The 16,387-nt window shown below is 64.8% G+C and carries 19 protein-coding genes; 7 read left to right on the forward strand and 12 right to left on the reverse strand.

Annotation, left to right across the window (positions count from 1 at the left end; genetic code table 11):
• Positions 1 to 39: 39 nt before the first annotated feature.
• Together WBB07_RS00700 and WBB07_RS00705 are read right to left on the reverse strand one after the other, a co-directional pair.
• A complete protein-coding gene (locus tag WBB07_RS00700; protein ID WP_526303835.1) occupies positions 40 to 1,302 on the reverse strand; it encodes an Ig-like domain-containing protein in 1,263 nt (420 codons plus the stop codon).
• Between the two features lie 53 nt (positions 1,303 to 1,355).
• Positions 1,356 to 2,420, reverse strand: a complete 1,065-nt coding sequence (locus WBB07_RS00705; protein ID WP_526303755.1) for a UDP-N-acetylmuramate dehydrogenase — start codon at positions 2,418 to 2,420, stop codon at positions 1,356 to 1,358.
• Between the two features lie 26 nt (positions 2,421 to 2,446).
• On the opposite strand from WBB07_RS00705, the gene WBB07_RS00710 reads away from it, so the two are divergent.
• From WBB07_RS00710 to WBB07_RS00730, 5 genes are read left to right on the forward strand one after another with little or no spacing between them, the layout of a single operon-like run.
• Complete coding sequence (locus WBB07_RS00710; protein WP_526303757.1) at positions 2,447 to 2,956, forward strand: DUF2505 family protein; 510 nt, start codon at positions 2,447 to 2,449, stop codon at positions 2,954 to 2,956.
• Positions 2,935 to 3,471: a DUF2505 family protein gene (locus WBB07_RS00715; RefSeq protein WP_526303759.1), complete on the forward strand. Its 537-nt coding sequence runs from the start codon at positions 2,935 to 2,937 to the stop codon at positions 3,469 to 3,471. The genes WBB07_RS00710 and WBB07_RS00715 overlap by 22 nt, the downstream gene beginning before the upstream one ends.
• Complete coding sequence (locus WBB07_RS00720) at positions 3,471 to 4,259, forward strand: class I SAM-dependent methyltransferase (protein ID WP_526303761.1); 789 nt, start codon at positions 3,471 to 3,473, stop codon at positions 4,257 to 4,259. The genes WBB07_RS00715 and WBB07_RS00720 overlap by 1 nt, the downstream gene beginning before the upstream one ends.
• A gap of 56 nt (positions 4,260 to 4,315) precedes the next feature.
• Positions 4,316 to 5,131: a carbon-nitrogen hydrolase family protein gene (locus tag WBB07_RS00725; protein WP_526303762.1), complete on the forward strand. Its 816-nt coding sequence runs from the start codon at positions 4,316 to 4,318 to the stop codon at positions 5,129 to 5,131.
• Entirely contained in the window at positions 5,128 to 6,102 is a 975-nt protein-coding gene (locus WBB07_RS00730; RefSeq protein WP_526303764.1) for an LmeA family phospholipid-binding protein, read from the forward strand. The genes WBB07_RS00725 and WBB07_RS00730 overlap by 4 nt, the downstream gene beginning before the upstream one ends.
• Positions 6,103 to 6,105: 3 nt before the next feature.
• Here WBB07_RS00730 and deoC read toward each other — a convergent pair whose 3' ends face one another.
• The 6 genes from deoC to WBB07_RS00760 form a co-directional block, all read right to left on the reverse strand.
• On the reverse strand, positions 6,106 to 6,786 hold the full coding sequence (gene deoC, locus WBB07_RS00735; RefSeq protein ID WP_526303766.1) for a deoxyribose-phosphate aldolase: 681 nt from the start codon (positions 6,784 to 6,786) through the stop codon (positions 6,106 to 6,108).
• Positions 6,786 to 7,190, reverse strand: a complete 405-nt coding sequence (locus WBB07_RS00740; RefSeq protein ID WP_526303768.1) for a DUF2599 domain-containing protein — start codon at positions 7,188 to 7,190, stop codon at positions 6,786 to 6,788. The genes deoC and WBB07_RS00740 overlap by 1 nt, the downstream gene beginning before the upstream one ends.
• A 4-nt stretch (positions 7,191 to 7,194) precedes the next feature.
• Positions 7,195 to 7,476, reverse strand: a complete 282-nt coding sequence (locus WBB07_RS00745; protein WP_526303837.1) for a DUF2516 family protein — start codon at positions 7,474 to 7,476, stop codon at positions 7,195 to 7,197.
• Between the two features lie 105 nt (positions 7,477 to 7,581).
• Positions 7,582 to 8,241 carry a heparin-binding hemagglutinin gene (locus WBB07_RS00750; protein WP_526303770.1) on the reverse strand — a complete coding sequence of 220 codons (660 nt, stop codon included), beginning with the start codon at positions 8,239 to 8,241 and terminating at the stop codon, positions 7,582 to 7,584.
• Between the two features lie 67 nt (positions 8,242 to 8,308).
• Positions 8,309 to 8,761, reverse strand: a complete 453-nt coding sequence (locus WBB07_RS00755) for a helix-turn-helix domain-containing protein (RefSeq protein ID WP_526303772.1) — start codon at positions 8,759 to 8,761, stop codon at positions 8,309 to 8,311.
• 108 nt (positions 8,762 to 8,869) lie between these two features.
• Positions 8,870 to 10,201 carry a DUF445 domain-containing protein gene (locus WBB07_RS00760; RefSeq protein ID WP_526303774.1) on the reverse strand — a complete coding sequence of 444 codons (1,332 nt, stop codon included), beginning with the start codon at positions 10,199 to 10,201 and terminating at the stop codon, positions 8,870 to 8,872.
• Positions 10,202 to 10,325: 124 nt separating this feature from the next.
• Here WBB07_RS00760 and WBB07_RS00765 point away from each other — a divergent pair, with 124 nt between their 5' ends.
• Both WBB07_RS00765 and WBB07_RS00770 read left to right on the forward strand, forming a co-directional pair.
• Positions 10,326 to 11,027, forward strand: coding sequence for a TetR/AcrR family transcriptional regulator (locus tag WBB07_RS00765; protein WP_526303776.1), 702 nt, complete (start codon positions 10,326 to 10,328; stop codon positions 11,025 to 11,027).
• Between the two features lie 20 nt (positions 11,028 to 11,047).
• A complete protein-coding gene (locus tag WBB07_RS00770; RefSeq protein WP_526303778.1) occupies positions 11,048 to 11,911 on the forward strand; it encodes a polyphosphate kinase 2 family protein in 864 nt (287 codons plus the stop codon).
• Here WBB07_RS00770 and WBB07_RS00775 read toward each other — a convergent pair.
• From WBB07_RS00775 to WBB07_RS00790, 4 genes are all read right to left on the reverse strand, one after another.
• Entirely contained in the window at positions 11,901 to 12,788 is an 888-nt protein-coding gene (locus WBB07_RS00775) for a cyclopropane mycolic acid synthase family methyltransferase (RefSeq protein WP_526303780.1), read from the reverse strand. The genes WBB07_RS00770 and WBB07_RS00775 overlap by 11 nt on opposite strands.
• A gap of 142 nt (positions 12,789 to 12,930) precedes the next feature.
• On the reverse strand, positions 12,931 to 13,785 hold the full coding sequence (locus WBB07_RS00780) for a 3-hydroxyacyl-CoA dehydrogenase family protein (protein ID WP_526303782.1): 855 nt from the start codon (positions 13,783 to 13,785) through the stop codon (positions 12,931 to 12,933).
• A gap of 163 nt (positions 13,786 to 13,948) precedes the next feature.
• Positions 13,949 to 15,235: an isocitrate lyase gene (gene aceA / locus WBB07_RS00785; protein WP_526303784.1), complete on the reverse strand. Its 1,287-nt coding sequence runs from the start codon at positions 15,233 to 15,235 to the stop codon at positions 13,949 to 13,951.
• 306 nt (positions 15,236 to 15,541) lie between these two features.
• Positions 15,542 to 16,360 carry an acyl-[acyl-carrier-protein] thioesterase gene (locus WBB07_RS00790; RefSeq protein ID WP_526303786.1) on the reverse strand — a complete coding sequence of 273 codons (819 nt, stop codon included), beginning with the start codon at positions 16,358 to 16,360 and terminating at the stop codon, positions 15,542 to 15,544.
• Positions 16,361 to 16,387: the final 27 nt, after the last annotated feature.

Consider the following 16,387-nt stretch of genomic DNA (forward strand, 5'->3'; position numbering starts at 1 on the left):
GTTTTTGCGCCCAAACGTGAGTTTCGGCGCTAAAGGTGGCTAGCCGCCGGGTTGGGCCGTCGGCACCGGTGCATCCGTGGGCGTCGCGGGCGCGGTGCTCGGCAGATTCACCAGCGGCGTCGCGGACGTGACCGCCGACATCGACCGCCACTCCTCCCACGGCACCGCCCAATCCCAGATGTCGCCATCGGCGTACGACAGATCGATCCGGGTGCCGGTGACCTCCACCGGATCGCCGTAGAGCGCCGAGTGGAAATACTGCTCGGCGTCGGCGAGGGAAAGATTGATACAGCCATTGGTGACGTTCGAGTTTCCCTGCGCACCCGAGCTGGCCGGGTTGGCGTGGATGAACTCGCCGTTGTTGGAGATGCGCACCGCCCACCGCTCCCGCACATTGGCGTAACCGGCAGCCGGGTTGGTCATGTAGAAGTCTTCGTACTTCTCGGTGACCACGTGAACGCCACTGCGCGTCACATTGCGGTCGAGGTCCCCTTCGCCGTAGCTGCAGGCAAAATCCATGATCACACCGGCGTCGGTGAGCACCTGGATGCGGTGACTCGCCGCATCGGCCTTGACGACCTGGAACCGGCCGATGGTGAAATCGAGCGTCGAATCGGCGGCGCCGAAGGCGTTCGGGCCGAACGGCACGCCGTAGAGCTCGGCATCGACATGAACAGCGGTGCCGACCGGGTAGTACTCCCTGGTCCGCCAATGCACCCGGGATCCACCGACCTCGTCGGGCAGCCAGGCCCAGCTGCCCTCGACCGGCGGCGTCGTGGTCACCTTGAGAGCCTTCTCCACCTCTGCGCGATCCTCATCGGCGATCGCCGCATTGAACTGCAAGATGATCGGCGCCGCGACACCGACCGTCTGCCCGTCGGCCAGCTGGAACTGACCATTGACCGTGTAGGCCGGCGCCACCGTGGTGAAACTGCCCTCGACGGGCACCGTCTTGCCGTCCTCCCCGACCGCAGACCCGCTCCAGGTGTATTCGACTCCATAGCCGAGCGGCTCGTCGATGGTGAACGACGTCTTGTCGGGATCGAGGTTGCCGGCGACGACCTTGCCGTCCGGATTGGTCAGCGCAACCCGCTGCAGTACCCCGTCTTGTACCTGCACCTTGATCGGTGTCCGAGGCCCGACATCGGTCGCCGACACCGCCGGGGTGAAGGTGAGCGACGGCTCGGGGGTCGGGTCTGCGACAACCTCTTCAAGTTTGCTCGTGGCCTCCGAGCAAGCGGCGAGCACACCGGGGGCCACCACACCCAGCGCCAGAGCACCGAGCGCACGGCGCCTATTCATCGTCACGTCGACAAGGGTACGGATTCGGTGCTGGAGGTGCTAAATCCCCCAGTTCAGATCACACAGCCGATCAGGACGGGTTCCGGCTCGAGCCGAATCCCGAAGCGGGCAAACACCCCGTCGCGAACCTCACGGGCCAAAGCGACGATATCGCCGCTGCCGGCGCCACCTCGATTGGTCAACGCCAGGGCATGCTTGCTGGACAGTGCCGCGGCGGCATCCGGGCCCGGGTAGCCCTTGCCGAATCCGGCGTTCTCCACCAACCAGCCGGCCGCCAACTTCACCGCATCCCCGGCCGGGTAATGCGGAACCGGGCCGGCCACGCTTGATCGGATGGCGTCCAGATCCGCGGCGCTGACCACCGGGTTGGTGAAAAACGAACCCGCACTCCAGGTGTCGTGATCACCCTCGTCCAGCACCATGCCCTTGCGGCGGCGAAGCGCCAGCACCGCCTCCCGCACCTGGGTCAGCTCGGCCCGCGCGCCGGCGTCGACACCGAGCATGGTCGTCAGCTCCCCGTAGCGCAGCGGTGCGCTGCGTCCCGACGGATCCAACTCGAACTCCACCTCCAGCACCACCGGTACCGGGGTCAGGGTGGGGGGATGTTTGAGCACGCTGGTGCGGTACCCGAACCCCAGTTCATCGCCACTGACCCAGTGCACCTCACCGGTCGGCCGATCCAGCAGCAACACCCGGGTGATGGTGTCGGACACCTCGGTCCCGTAGGCACCCACATTCTGGACCGGGGTGGCCCCGGCCGACCCCGGAATCCCGGACAGGCATTCCAGACCGCCCAGCCCGGCGGCCAGCGCGGTGACCACCACGTCATCCCAGACCGCTCCGGCATCCGCACGGATCAAGGAACCGTCGAGGGTGATCCGCGGCGTCGCCAACCGCACCACCGTCAGATCGGTCAGGTCGTCGGCGATCAGGACGTTCGATCCGCCGGCCAACACCAGCGGCTGCTCGTCATGCAGCGTGCGCAGGGTTTCGGCGATCTGTTCGCTGGTGGTGCAGGTGATCACCCGGCGCGCCACCGGCCCCACCCGCAACGTGGTCGCCGACGCCAACGGCACCCACTCGGCCACCGACGCACCACCGAACAGCGAACCACTCACGGGCGGTAACGGTAGCCTCACGGGCTATGCCACGTTCATTCGACATGTCCGTCGAGTACGACGTCAGTGTCGAAGAGGTCCACCGCGCATTCAGCGACAAGCAATACTGGCTGGCCCGGCTCGCCGATACCGGAGCAGCGGAAACCACCCTGGATTCGTTGCAGGTGGACAGTGACGGCGGCGTCACCGTCACCTCGACATTGATCCTGTCCCGGGAGTTCCTGCCCGCGATCGCCACCCAGTTCCACGCCGGCGACATGCACATCCAGCGCCGGGAAACCTGGAACCCGGTCAGGGACGGCAAGGCAGCCGGCACCGTCGACTGCACCATCGCCGGGGCCCCTGCCACCATGACCGGCAAAACCTCACTGGTCCCGGGCACCGGCACTGGTGCACGGATGGATCTGCACGCCACGGTGGAGGTCCGGATACCGCTGATCGGCGGCAAGGTGGAGACCTTCATCGGGAGCCAGCTCACCAATCTGCTGATCGAGGAGCAGCGTTTCACCACCATGTGGCTGAGCGACCGGACCTGATGGCTCGCCGCCAGGATTACGTCATCACCTTCGAAGCACCGGCCGACCAGATCTACCGCGACCTCACCAGCCGGGAGTTCTGGGAGGCGCTGATGGCCTCCTACCAGTGGGTGTCACAGACCTCGGAGTTGACGGCGTTTCGCGCCGGCGAATCCGGCACCGACATCGAATTCCGGCAGGTGATGCCCCGCACCGATCTGCCGCCGATAGCGCGTGCGGTGATTCCCGTCGACCTGGCGGTCACCCGGGAACAGCATTTCGGCCGATACGACCACCACAACAACCGGGCCGACGGGCACTACCGGGCGACGGTGCCGGGCGGATTGGGACACTTCACCGGCCGCTACCACCTCAGCAACACCGCGACCGGAAGCCAGCTGCAGCTGGCCAGCGTCTGCAAGGTACACATCCCCCTGGTCGGCGGCACCCTGGAACAGCTGATCCTGTCGAACATCACCCAATTGTTCGATGCAGAGGGCGCTTTCATGACGTCCTGGGTCGCCGAACAGCACTGATGAAACCACTCGGGGCCATCACCCGTGGCACCACCGGCCGAAACCGGTTGCGCCGCTGCGACCGTTGGATGGTGAACTCCCCCACCATTCGGGAGGTGTTGCAGTCCTCGGCCGACCCACTCGTCGTCGATCTGGGATACGGCGCCCTGCCGGTCACCACCTTGGAGATGGCCCAGCGATTGCAGACGGTGCGTGCCGATCTGCGGGTTGTCGGACTCGAAATCGATCCCGAACGAGTACGCGTGGCCCGCGAAGCGGCTTCTCCAGACGCCGAATTCCATTTGGGTGGTTTCGAATTGGCCGGACTGCGGCCAGTTCTGCTGCGGGCGTTCAACGTACTGCGGCAGTACCCCGTCGAAGAGGTGCCCGGAGCGTGGTCAACGTTGCAGGCCGGTATCGCCGCAGGTGGTTTGATCGTCGACGGTACCTGCGACGAACTCGGCCGGCGCTGCTGTTGGGTACTGCTGGATCGCGACGGGCCGCTCAGCCTGACGCTGGCCTGCGATCCGCACCACATCGATCGACCGTCCGATCTGGCTGAACGGCTACCCAAAGCGCTGATCCACCACAATGTTGCGGGCCAACCGATTCACACCCTGCTGGAGGCGGCCGACCGAGCCTGGGCCGCCGCAGCCGGCCACAGCGTGTTCGGGCCGCGGGTGCGTTGGCGAGTGATGCTCACCGCGTTGCGGGACAACGGTTTTCCCGTCGCTGCCCAGCGGCGCCGGCTACGTGATGCCGTACTGACCGTGCCGTGGTCTCTGGTGAAGCCCATCGTCGTCGAATAGTAGTTCCGGCGGCCACCCGCTGACAGGCTCGGCAGCTGACGCCTACCCTGAAACCCATGCGAATCGCCCTGGCTCAGATCTCTTCGGGCACCGAACCGGCAGCCAATCTGCAACTGGTCGAGGAGTACACCCGGCGCGCCGCCGACGACGGCGCGTCACTTGTGGTGTTTCCCGAGGCCACGATGTGCCGGTTCGGGGTACCACTGAAGTCGGTGGCCGAACCCGTCGACGGCCCCTGGGCCGACGGGGTACGCCGGATCGCCGCGCAAACCGGGCTGACACTGGTCGCCGGCATGTTCAGCCCGGCGCCGGACGGTCGCGTCACCAACACCCTGATCGCGGCCGGCCCCACTGCCGACGCGCACTACGACAAAATCCACCTGTACGACGCGTTCGGGTTCACCGAGTCACGCTCGGTGGCCCCCGGTCGCGAGCCCGTCACCATCACCGTCGACGGCGTCACCGTGGGTTTGACGACCTGCTACGACATCCGCTTCCCCGAGTTGTATGTGACCTTGGCCCAGCGTGGTGCCGCCGTCATCACCGTCAGTGCGTCGTGGGGGGCCGGTCCCGGCAAACTCGACCAGTGGACCCTGCTGGCGCGCGCCCGAGCTCTCGACACCGGGTCGTACATCGCGGCTGTCGACCAGGCGTACCCGGGTGACGACATCGCCGCGACCGGCCCGACCGGTGTCGGCGGCAGTGTGGTGGCGTCCCCATTCGGGGAACCGCTGGCCGGCGCGGGCGCCGAACCGCAGTTGCTGACCTGCGATATCGATGTTGCCGGGGTCGCAAAGGCCAGGGAGACGCTGGCGGTGCTGAGCAACCGCGCGGAGTGCACGACTGCGGATAAGGCAGAATTGCGACGGTGACGAATCCGCCGCAGGGCCCTGACGGCCAGTCGTCGTGGGCCAGGCCTCCGCAAGACCCGCCGCCCGCCCCGCCCACGGAACGCATTCCGCAGCAGGGCGCGCCGGACCCGTCAACGCAGTACATCCCACGCACCCACGTGGAGGATCCAAGCCAGGCGACGGCGCCACCGCAGTGGTACCCGCCCTCGACACCCGAGCCGCACCTGGAGGAACCCCAGGAACGCGACGGCGGCATCCTCGGCTGGCTCAAGGACCCGCTGTCGCTGGTCCTGGTGGTTGTCATCGTCGTGGCGATGACCGCCGCCGGGCTGATCGCCGGTGAACTGTATGCCCGCAAACGTGCCAACGAAGTGGTGGGAGCTGCCGTCGCCTGCATCGTCGGCGACGCGGCAAACGCATCATTCGGGTTTGCACCGCCGTTCCTGTGGCAGCACATGACCGGGCATTACACCAACATCTCGATCGAGACGGCGGGCAACCAGATCCGCGACGCCAAGGGCATGAAGGTCGTCATCGACGTCGACGACGTCCGGCTCGGGTCCACCGGCACCTCCAGCGGCACCATCGGCTCGCTGGTGGCCAACATCTCCTGGAGCACCGAAGGCATCAAACAAACGGTGCAGGGTGTCATCCCCCTGTTCGGTGGCATCGTCTCCAACGTGACCACCAACACCGGCGACGGCACCATCCGCCTCGAAGGTGCCCTCGGCAGCGTTGTCGCCAAACCGACGGTTGTCGGCGGTGGGCTGAGCCTGGAGGTCCTGCAGGTCAGTGGCCTGGGCTTCACGCTGCCGCGCGAGACGGTCCAGCCCGCCCTGGATGTGTTCACCAAGCAGCTGACCAAGGATTACCCGATGGGCATCACAGCCGACAGCGTGGACGTCACCGATTCCGGTGTGAAGGCAGTGTTCTCGGCGCAGAACGCGAGCATGCCGCGGGGCGAGGAAGACCCCTGCTTCTCCAACCTGTGACGCTCAGCTGAGCCCGTCGAGAATGGTGCGCGATGCCGACAAACCCAATCGGGTTGCGCCGGCGTCAAGCAGGGCGACGGCGTCGGCGGCGGTCCGGATCCCGCCGCTGGCCTTGATCCCCAGCCGTCCGCCCACGGTGTCGGCCATCATCGAGATGGCCGGCACCGAGGCTCCGCCGGCCGGGTGAAAACCCGTCGAGGTCTTGACAAAATCGGCGCCGGCAGCGGCGGCGGCCCGGCATACGGCGATCAGTGTGTCGGCGTCGGCCAGGCTCAACAGCACCGCTGATTCCACAATCACCTTGAGCACCGCTGTCGGGATCGCCGCGCGCACCGTCGCAATGTCAGCCTGGACCGCGGCGACGTCGCCGGCCAGGGCCGCGCCGACATCGATCACCATGTCGACCTCGGTGGCCCCGTCGCGTACTGCCAGCTCGGCCTCCGCGGCCTTGACTGCAGAGCGGTGTTTCCCGGACGGGAACCCGGCCACCGTCGCCACCGCCAGGTCGGCGGGACCGGCGGCCACCGCAGCGGCGACCATCGACGGCGACACACACACCGCGAATACGCCCAGATCGACAGCCTCGTTCACCACGTCGACGACATCGGTGTCCGTCGCCTCCGGCTTGAGCAGGGTGTGGTCGATCAACGCGGCAACCCGCTCACGCGTCCAGGTCTGGGTCATCAGAACGGCTCTTCCGTGCCGCCGGGGTTACAGTTCGCGGCGTACATCTCAGCCTCACTGACCTCAGGCCGCCATGGCTCGAGATTCCAGCTGGCCTTACCGGGGTTCATGATCTCGGCAAACGCCCAGTGGCAGAGGAATTGCTCCCGCATACCGGCGATGGCGGCATCGGGTGACAGCGTCAGCACCTCGCCCCAGGCCTCCTCACCTGCGGTGCGGTGACCGATTCCGGAACCGGAACGTCCGGCCGCCGTCGGATACACCCGCAGGCTGGACAGATCGCCCCACTTCGCCCACTCGACATGGGAGACGTACGGCGGCGCCGGATCCTGCGCCTGCGCCGGTGGCGCCAAGACGATGCCGACACTCACGCAGGCTGCAGCCACGGCTGAAATCAGTCGCATCGATCTAGCGCGTCTTTCCCTGGACTTCAAGCAGTTTCGGTCTCACATCGACCAGGTACACGCCGGCGGCACACGCCGCGATGGCCGACCCGAAACCGGGCCCCATCACCACAGCCAGCAGCAGCGCCACACCGAGGATGACCAGCCACACCGGCTTGGTCAGTTTGTCCACAGCGGTATAGGCGTCAGGCCGTTGCATTGCGCCGTGCACAAGCGCGTAGAGAGTCGCGATCAGGACGCCGATATGCACCACAGAAAGAACGACACCCGCCAACCCTTGAAGCATCACGCTGCAAGCCTAGGCGGGTGTCGTCGGGTACGTCGAGTTCCCTGTTCTCAGGTGCCCTGACTTCTCAGGCAACCGTCGTCTCGGGTGTCCTCTGGGTGAACCCTACTTCTGGGTGATCTTGGCTGCCGGAGCCTTCTTGGCGGGCGGGGCGACCTTCTTGGCCGGCGCGGCCTTCTTCGCGGGGGCCTTCTTGGCCGGCGCCTTCTTGGCTGCGGCCTTCACCGGGGCAGCTGCTTCTTCGGCCTTCTTGGGCAGCTCCACGCCGACCAGCTTGGCGGCACGCTCACCGACTGCCCGGGTCTGGGTCGCCACGGTGCCCAGCGCATCCTGGGTCAGTTCGACGGCGTGGTCGACGTAACCCTCGGCGCGCTCGGCGGCTTCTTCCAGTGCCGGCTGGGCCCGCAGCCGCTCGATGGCAGCTTCACCACGCTCGATGAGGTTGGTGTAGGTGGACTGGGCGTGCTCGGCGTACCCCTCGGCGATCTTGCGCAGCTCGTCGGTGGTCAGCTTGTCCTGGAGATCACCGAACTGCTTGGGGAGGTCTTCCTGCAGTTTGGTGATCCGCTCACGGGTCTCGTCGACTGCAGAGGTGAGCGCCGCGCGGCGCTCCTCGGCACGGGTGGTGGCATCGACGCGGGCCTCTTCGGCACGTTCGCGCAGGGTGGCGACGATCTCGTTGACGGTGGCCAGGGCCAGATCGGCAGCGCCGACGGCGGCGAGCAACGGGGCCTTCAGTTCTTCGACAGTCGGGTTCTCGACCATGGTTGATGTCCTTTCATACAAGGTATTCGGAAGTTGTTTGTTGTCAGCTGTTTCGGATGCGCAGAGATCAGTCAGTGGTGAACTCCTCTCGGGCAGCGTCGTTTTGCTGAACGGAGGCGTCGAGTTGGCGGGACGCCTCGTTTTGCTGGAGGAACGCCTCGTTCTGCTGGATGAATGAGGCGTAGATATCGAGCAGCACTTGCTTCTGCCGCTCGGAGATCGCCATGTCGGTGACGATCGCGTCCCGAACTGCGCCTGCCTCACCGGGTTCCAGAATTCCAGCCTGGACGTAGAGCACTTCGGCCGAGACGCGCAGCGCCTTGGCGATTTGATTGAGCACTTCCGCGGAAGGCTTGCGCAGCCCCCGCTCGATCTGGCTGAGGTAAGGGTTGCTCACCCCGGCCTTCTCGGCCAACTGCCGGACCGATACCTGCGCGGCTTCGCGTTGCGCCCGAATGAAGCTGCCGATATCGGAGGCTGCGTGAGTCACCGCGGCGGCCAGCTTGTCGTCCTGCGGCATAGCGGTTTCCCTTTCGCGTCGGCGTGGTATCAGTCAAGTGGTGCTCGGAGCTGACAAAACCCACCGTACGCACAAGTGCTAACAATTGCAAGCACTAGCTAGCGCAGGTCAGAATATGATCTGGGCCACCGTGTAGATCACCAGACCGGCCAGCGCACCGACCACGGTGCCGTTGATCCGGATGAATTGCAGGTCCCGGCCCACGTGGAGTTCGATACGGCGACTCGCCTCGTCGGCATCCCACCGTTCGATGGTCTCGGTGATGATCGCGGTGATCTCGACGCCGTACTGCGACACCAGATGCTGCGCTGCGCGCACCACCCAGTTGTCCACCTTGTCTCGCAATTCAGCGTCCGCACACAGTGATTCACCGATTTGGATCACCGCATCGGCGACCTTGCTACGCAACGCCGACGAAGGGTCGTCAACGCCCTCGAGGACCAGCCTTTTCAGTGTGCGCCAGGCAGTCTCGGCGGCGCCGGACACCTCGTCGCGGGCCATCAACTGTTCCTTGACCGCCTCGGCCTTCGCGATGGTGGCCGGATCGTTCTGCAGATCACCGGCAAACTCGAACAAAAACCTGGTCGCCGACCGGCGAAGCTCATGGTTGGGGTCACGCCGCACTTTGTCGGTGAAGTCCATCAACTCACGGTGAATGCGGTCACCGAGCAGCTGATCGACGAACTTCGGTGACCAGCTGGGCGAATCCCGGACAACCACCCGCTCGATGGTCTCCCCCGCGCCCAGCGACCATTCGAAGGCCCGGTCACACAACAGCTGGATGAGCGCTTCCTGCCGGTTCTCGGCGAGCATGGTCGCCAGGACGCGGCCCACCGGTGGCCCCCACTGCGGTTCGGCGATCCGCCGCACGATCATCTTGTCGATGACATGCTGGACGTCCTCGTCGCGCAGCAACTCCACCAGCACCCGCAGCACCGTCGCCGTCTCGGCGGCCACCCGCGCAGCGTTGGACGGCTCGGCCAACCACTTGCCGAGGCGTGCGGAGATGTCGGCGTCGCGGATCTTGGTCTCCACCACCGGCGCCGACAAGAAGTTCTCCCGCACGAAGGTCCCCAGACCTTCGCCCAGCTGATCCTTCTTCCTGCGAATGATCGCGGTGTGCGGAATCGGGATGCCCAGCGGATGCTTGAACAACGCCGTCACCGCGAACCAGTCGGCGAGCGCACCGACCATGCCCGCCTCGGCCGCAGCCCGCACATATCCCACCCAGGGAGCGGCTCCCCGCGACTGCGCCCAGGTGCAGACCAGGAACACCACGGTGGCACCGACCAGAAACCCGAGGGCCACCAGTTTCATGCTCCGGAGCGCACGTTGCCGCTGGGCGTCACCCTCGCGATCGGCCCCGGCGAACGATTCGGCCAACGACGTCCGCTCACCGTCGGACAGATTTCTCAAGGCCACTCCTCCATCATCCGCCATGCCGCCGCCACCACCGTGCGGTGCCGGATCCAGTTACTGTGACGCCGCCTCGGGACCAGATCCGGCCAGTGTCTGTTACTCGCACTAGTATCAGGGCCTAACGAGCGAACGGAATCACGCAACAGTGGCCCAACAGTCCCAGTCTGGACCCGTCAAGGTCGACGGGCGGAAAAGGCGCTGGCACCAGCACAAAGTCGAGCGCCGCAACGAACTCGTCGACGGCACCCTCGGCGCCATCCGCCGGCGCGGTCGTGACGTCAGCATGGACGAGATAGCAGCGGAAATCGGCGTCTCGAAGACTGTTCTCTACCGCTACTTCGTCGACAAGAACGACCTCACCACCGCCGTGATGATGCGTTTCGCGCAGACCACGCTGATCCCGAACATGGCCGGAGCGCTGTCCACTCAGCTCGACGGCTACGCCCTGACCCGCGAGATCATCCGGGTCTATGTGGAGACCGTCGCCGCCGAACCCGAGATCTACCCTTTTGTCTTCGCCAACAGCTCCGCCAGCAGAAGCAAAGTGATCGCCGACAGCGAACGAATCATCGCCGGCATGCTGGCGGTGATGTTCCGGCGACGCATGCAAAAAGTCGGGATGGACACCAAAGGCGTCGAACCCTGGGCCTACATGATCGTCGGTGGCGTCCAGTTGGCAACACACTCCTGGATGTCGCACCGCAGAATGAGCTCTGACGAGCTGATCGACTACCTGACGATGCTGTCGTGGAGCGCGCTGGTCGGGATCGTCGAGAGCGGCGGGTCCCTCGAGCTGTTCAGCAGCCAACCGCACCCGATGCCGCTGTTGCCTCCGCCGTCGGCCTGACACCGTTAGGCTCAGCCAGCATGGCTGATCTGCCCACTCTGTGGACTCACGAACCGCATAAAGTTCTCGCTTTCCGGCCGGGCGACAAGGTCGTCGACATCGACGCCGGAGCCACCCCCGGCTTCAAGGGAACCAAGGCCGACGCCCCCGCACTGCAGGCCGAACGCAACGACCGGTTCGCCGGCCTGCAAGAGATGCTCTACGCCAACAGCCGCTCCGGCGACTCCCGGTCAGTGCTGCTGGTGCTACAGGGCATGGACACCGCCGGTAAAGGCGGGATCGTCAAACACGTCGTGGGCGCGGGCAATCCGCAAGGGATCCGTTACACCAGCTTCGGTGTGCCCACCGCAGAAGAGCGCGCCCACCACTACCTGTGGCGCATCAACAAGGCATTGCCCGCGGCCGGCCACATCGGTGTTTTCGACCGGTCCCACTACGAAGACGTGCTCGTGGTGCGGGTGCGAAACCTGGTGCCACCCGAAGTCTGGGGCGGCCGATACGACGAGATCAACGCCTTCGAGAAAGAACTGGTGGACGGCGGCACCACCATTGTGAAGGTGGCGATGTTCGTCTCCCTCGAAGAGCAGAAGCAACGCCTCGCCGAACGTCTCGAACGCCCCGACAAGTACTGGAAGTACAACCCCGGCGATGTCGACGAGCGGCTGCTGTGGCCGGCCTATCAGGAGGCCTATCAGGCCGTCCTGGACAAGACGTCAACCGCCTACGCGCCGTGGCATGTGGTGCCGTGTGACCGCAAGTGGTACAGCCGCCTCGCGATCACCGAGCTGCTCATCGAAGCACTCAAGTCACTGGACATGAGCTGGCCGCCGGCTGACTTCGACGTGGCGGCAGAAAAGCAGCGCCTGGCGGAACTCAGCCCGTGATCCCGCCCTTGACGAGGGTGAACTGACCGATGTTGGTGATGCCGCGCTCGAAGAAGTCGGCACATCCGGTCAGGTACTTCATGTAGCGGTCGTAGACCTCCTGGGAGGTGATCTCGATCGCTTCATCCTTGTTCTCGAGCAGTTTCTCCGCCCACCCGCGCAGGGTCCGGGCGTAGTGCGGCTGCAGCAGGTGCGTGCGCTCGAGGGTGAAGTTCGAATCCGCGGCGAGCTTCTCGATGTCCTCGACCGCGGGCAACTGCCCGCCGGGGAAGATCTCGGTGCCGATGAATCGCATGAACTTCAGGTCGCTGATGGTCAGCTTGATTCCGTTGTCACGGAAGAATTTCTGGGTGTGCGCCAAAATGGTGTGCAGCAACATCCGCCCGTCGTCGGGCAGCAGGCTGTGGGCTTTTTCGAAGAATGCGGGATACCGCTCGGCCTTGAACGCCTCGAACGCCCCGATGGAGACGATCCGGTCGACCTTTTCGTCGAACTCTTCCCAGCCCTGCAGTCGCACCTCGACATGCCGGGACGTCTCGATGCCGGCCATCATGTTTCTCGAGTACTCGGACTGGTGCTTGCTGAGGGTGATCCCGATGACGTTGACGTCGAACTTCTCGACCGCCCGACGCAGTGCCCCACCCCAGCCGCAGCCGATGTCGAGCAGTGTCATGCCCGGGGTCAGGTTCAGCTTTCCCAGCGCCAGGTCGAACTTCGCGATCTGCGCCTCGTCGAGCGTCATGTCGTCGCGCTCGTAGTAGCCGCACGTGTAGCCCATGGTGGGGCCGAGGAACAATGCGAAGAATTCATTCGACACGTCGTAGATCGACTGAGATTCTTCGTAATACGGTTCGAGCTCCGAGTCAGCCACTTGCACTTCTTCGATAATCCTTTAACTCGAAACCATGGTTGCCGGAGGGCACGACGGCCGATCTCCGACTGGGCCCGGCGGGCCCACGGCTAGTCACAGTAACCAGCCGGCCTGGCAGTTGACAACGCAACCACCTCTGAGTGGTCATCTAGTAAGTATAGAAGCCTCTGCCGGATTTCTTACCCAGGCGACCGGCTTCGACCATCCGCAGCAACAGTGATGGCGGCGCGTAAAGCGGCTCTTTGAACTCTTCGAACATCTTGTCCGCAATCAGCTTCAGAGTGTCGAGGCCGATGAGGTCCGACAGCCGCAACGGGCCCATCGGGTGCGACAGTCCGGCAACAACGGCCTTGTCGATGTCCTCGAGGGTGGCGACACCGGCTTCGATCATGCGGATCGCCGACAGCAGATAGGGAACCAGCAGGTAGTTGACGACAAAGCCGGAGCGATCCGCGCAGCGAACCACCTGCTTGCCCAGAACCTCCCCGGCGAACTGCTCGGCGCGGGCTGCGGCCGCTTCCGTCGTCACCAGCGTGGTGACCAGCTCCACCAGCGGCAATACCGGCACCGGATTGAAGAAGTGCAGGCCGAGGACCCGACCGGGATTCTTGGTCGCCGCCGCGATCTTCATGATGGGGATGCTGGAGGTGTTCGACGCCAGCACCGCGTCCGGATCGGTGATGAGCTCGTCCAGCTCAGCGAAGATCTTTCCTTTGACGGTCTCGTCTTCGATCACGGCTTCGATCACCAGTTGCCGGTCCGCCAGATCGGCCAGTGTGGTTGTGAAGGTCAGCCGGCTCAGGGTGGCGTCACGGTCGGCCTCGCTGAGCTTGCCCGCTTTCACTGCGCGGTTCAGCGATGTGGTGATCCGTTCCCGGCCGGCCTCGGTGAACTTGCTGTCGGTGTCGAAGACCAGCACGTGAGCACCTGATTTTGCGGATACCTCTGCGATGCCCGAACCCATCTGCCCGGCGCCGATGACACCCACTCGTTCAATGCTCACTTCTGCCCTCTCTCCTTGCACATAACGTCAAACCCCGCTCAAGGTTTCTGAGCGGGGTCTTTCGTGTCAAATCCGGTTGCTGAATCCCGGCGAGCGCACGCATTTGTACGTGTGACACGGCGTGTCTTTGTACAGACCCGCGCGCTCGCCGAGAGATGGGAATCTAGTGGAACTGGCCCTCTTCGGTGGAACCCGCCAGCGCGGTGGTCGACGAGGTGGGATCCACGGTGGTGGCAATCCGGTCGAAGTAGCCGGCGCCGACCTCACGCTGGTGCTTGGTGGCCGTGTAACCGCGCTCTTCGGCCGCGAACTCGCGCTCCTGCAGCTCGACGTAGGCGCTCATCTGGTTGCGGGCGTAGCCGTAGGCCAGATCGAACATCGAGTAGTTCAGGGCGTGGAAGCCGGCCAGGGTGATGAACTGGAACTTGAAGCCCATCGCGCCGAGCTCCTTCTGGAACTTCGCGATCGTCGCGTCGTCCAGATGCTGCTTCCAGTTGAACGACGGCGAGCAGTTGTAAGCCAGCATCTGATCGGGGAACTCGCTCTTGACGCCCTCGGCGAACTTGCGGGCCAGCTCCAGATCGGGGGTGCCGGTCTCCATCCAGATCAGATCGGCGAACGGCGCGTAGGCCTTGGCGCGGGCGATGCACGGCTCGAGGCCGTTCTTGACCCGGTAGAAGCCTTCCTTCGTCCGCTCTCCGGTGATGAACGGCTGATCGCGCTCATCGACATCCGAGGTGATCAGGGTGGCGGCCTCGGCGTCGGTGCGGGCGATGACCAGCGTGGGGACGTCGGCCACGTCGGCTGCGAGCCGGGCGGAGGTCAACGTGCGGATGTGCTGCTGGGTGGGGATCAGCACCTTGCCACCGAGGTGGCCACACTTCTTCTCCGACGCCAGCTGGTCTTCCCAGTGCGAGCCCGCGACACCGGCGGCGATCATCGCCTTCTGCAGCTCGTAAACGTTCAGCGCGCCACCGAAGCCGGCTTCACCGTCGGCCACGATCGGGGCCAGCCAGTTGTCCACCGAGGTGTCGCCCTCGACCTTGGCGATCTGGTCGGCACGCTGCAGTGCATTGTTGATGCGACGGATCACCTGCGGCACCGAGTTGGCCGGGTACAGGCTCTGGTCGGGGTAGGTGTGGCCCGACAGGTTGGCGTCGCCGGCGACCTGCCAGCCCGACAGGTAGATGGCCTTGAGGCCGGCACGGACCTGCTGGACCGCCATGTTGCCGGTCAGCGCACCCAGGGAGTTGACAAAATCCATGTCGTGCAGCTGGTTCCAGAGCACCTCGGCACCGCGGCGAGCCAGGGTGCTCTCTTCGACGACGCTGCCCTGCAGGGCGACGACGTCAGCCGGGGTGTAGGTGCGGGTGATGCCCTTCCAGCGGGGATTGGTGTCCCAGTCGTGCTGGATCTGTTCGGGCGACTTCGGCGTGCCGACGGTCGACATTGACTGCTCCTTGGTGATGTGGCGAATCCGGGTGCAAAGCGATGACAGGCAAAACGTCTGACAAGAGTCCGAGTGTTGTCGGGATCGCCGACTTGTTAACACTTGAACTACTTCACTGGTGCGATAGACCCAAGATGCCATCCGACATATGCCCAGGTCCAGCACTTTTGCTGCCAACTTTCGCCACGACTTCACAAGACCTTGTTAATTTTGCGAAGATGCCGGGAAGCTGAACCGGTTCAGAACCTACCGGCCGGTAACCAGAACGGCGCAGGTCAAGAGGGAAATAACAGGACAACGGTACTGTTAAATCGAGAACAGCGACGCGATCGCTTTGGTCTCGTCGCCCACCACATATGTGAGCGTTGTAACAGTCCGGTCCGCCAGCTCGGAACCGAAGAGATCGGTCGACCCGGCCGGGTGAACATGCGACAGGATCTCCAGCTTGTCGCCCAGCGCCACGGCGGCGTCGTGCTCGATGGTCACCCGCAGCGGCCCGGCGAGCAACTCCTGATGTGAGTGCAGATAGTCCTCGATGACCGTCCAGTACACCGAGTTGTTCATGTGGTCGAACAGGTCGATATCGGACACCCGCACCGGGTAGTCGCGGATTTCGACGGCATCCTCGCGCCCCCCGGCCTTCAGGTAGGCCTTGAACCGCAGCCGGTCCACAGTGGTGGTTCGCCGCAATCCTTCGAGGAAGTCTTCGGAGATACGCGCCGGTCCCTGCGTTTCCCGGTTGATGTTGATCCAGAAGGCCTCGGACTCCATCAGCCCACCCTTGCGGCCGTCGATGCGCACCCGCATCTCGCACCACCGGTTGGACGTGCCCGAACACCACCGCCGCATCCTCAGCATGTCGTTGAACTCGATGGGCCGGATCAGGTCGACCATGGTGCGCCGCACGATCCACAGCGGATGGGTGTCTTCGAAACCCAATTCGCGCAGATGGTCGGAGCCGATGTCCTGGATGTGACGACAGGCCGCGTCGAAGCGCAGTCGACCGGTGCGATCGATATCCCCCACCCGCAACGGCCACTCCCGGTCGAAGACATCTGGATGCGGGTCCGGTACCGGCATCAAAGTCTTCGACAACCCCGTCGGCCCGTTGATGTTGCTCGCCATCGAACGCTCTCTCCGTCAATCCGTAAC

This window comes from Mycobacterium sp. (assembly GCF_049647605.1).
Taxonomy (GTDB): domain Bacteria; phylum Actinomycetota; class Actinomycetes; order Mycobacteriales; family Mycobacteriaceae; genus Mycobacterium.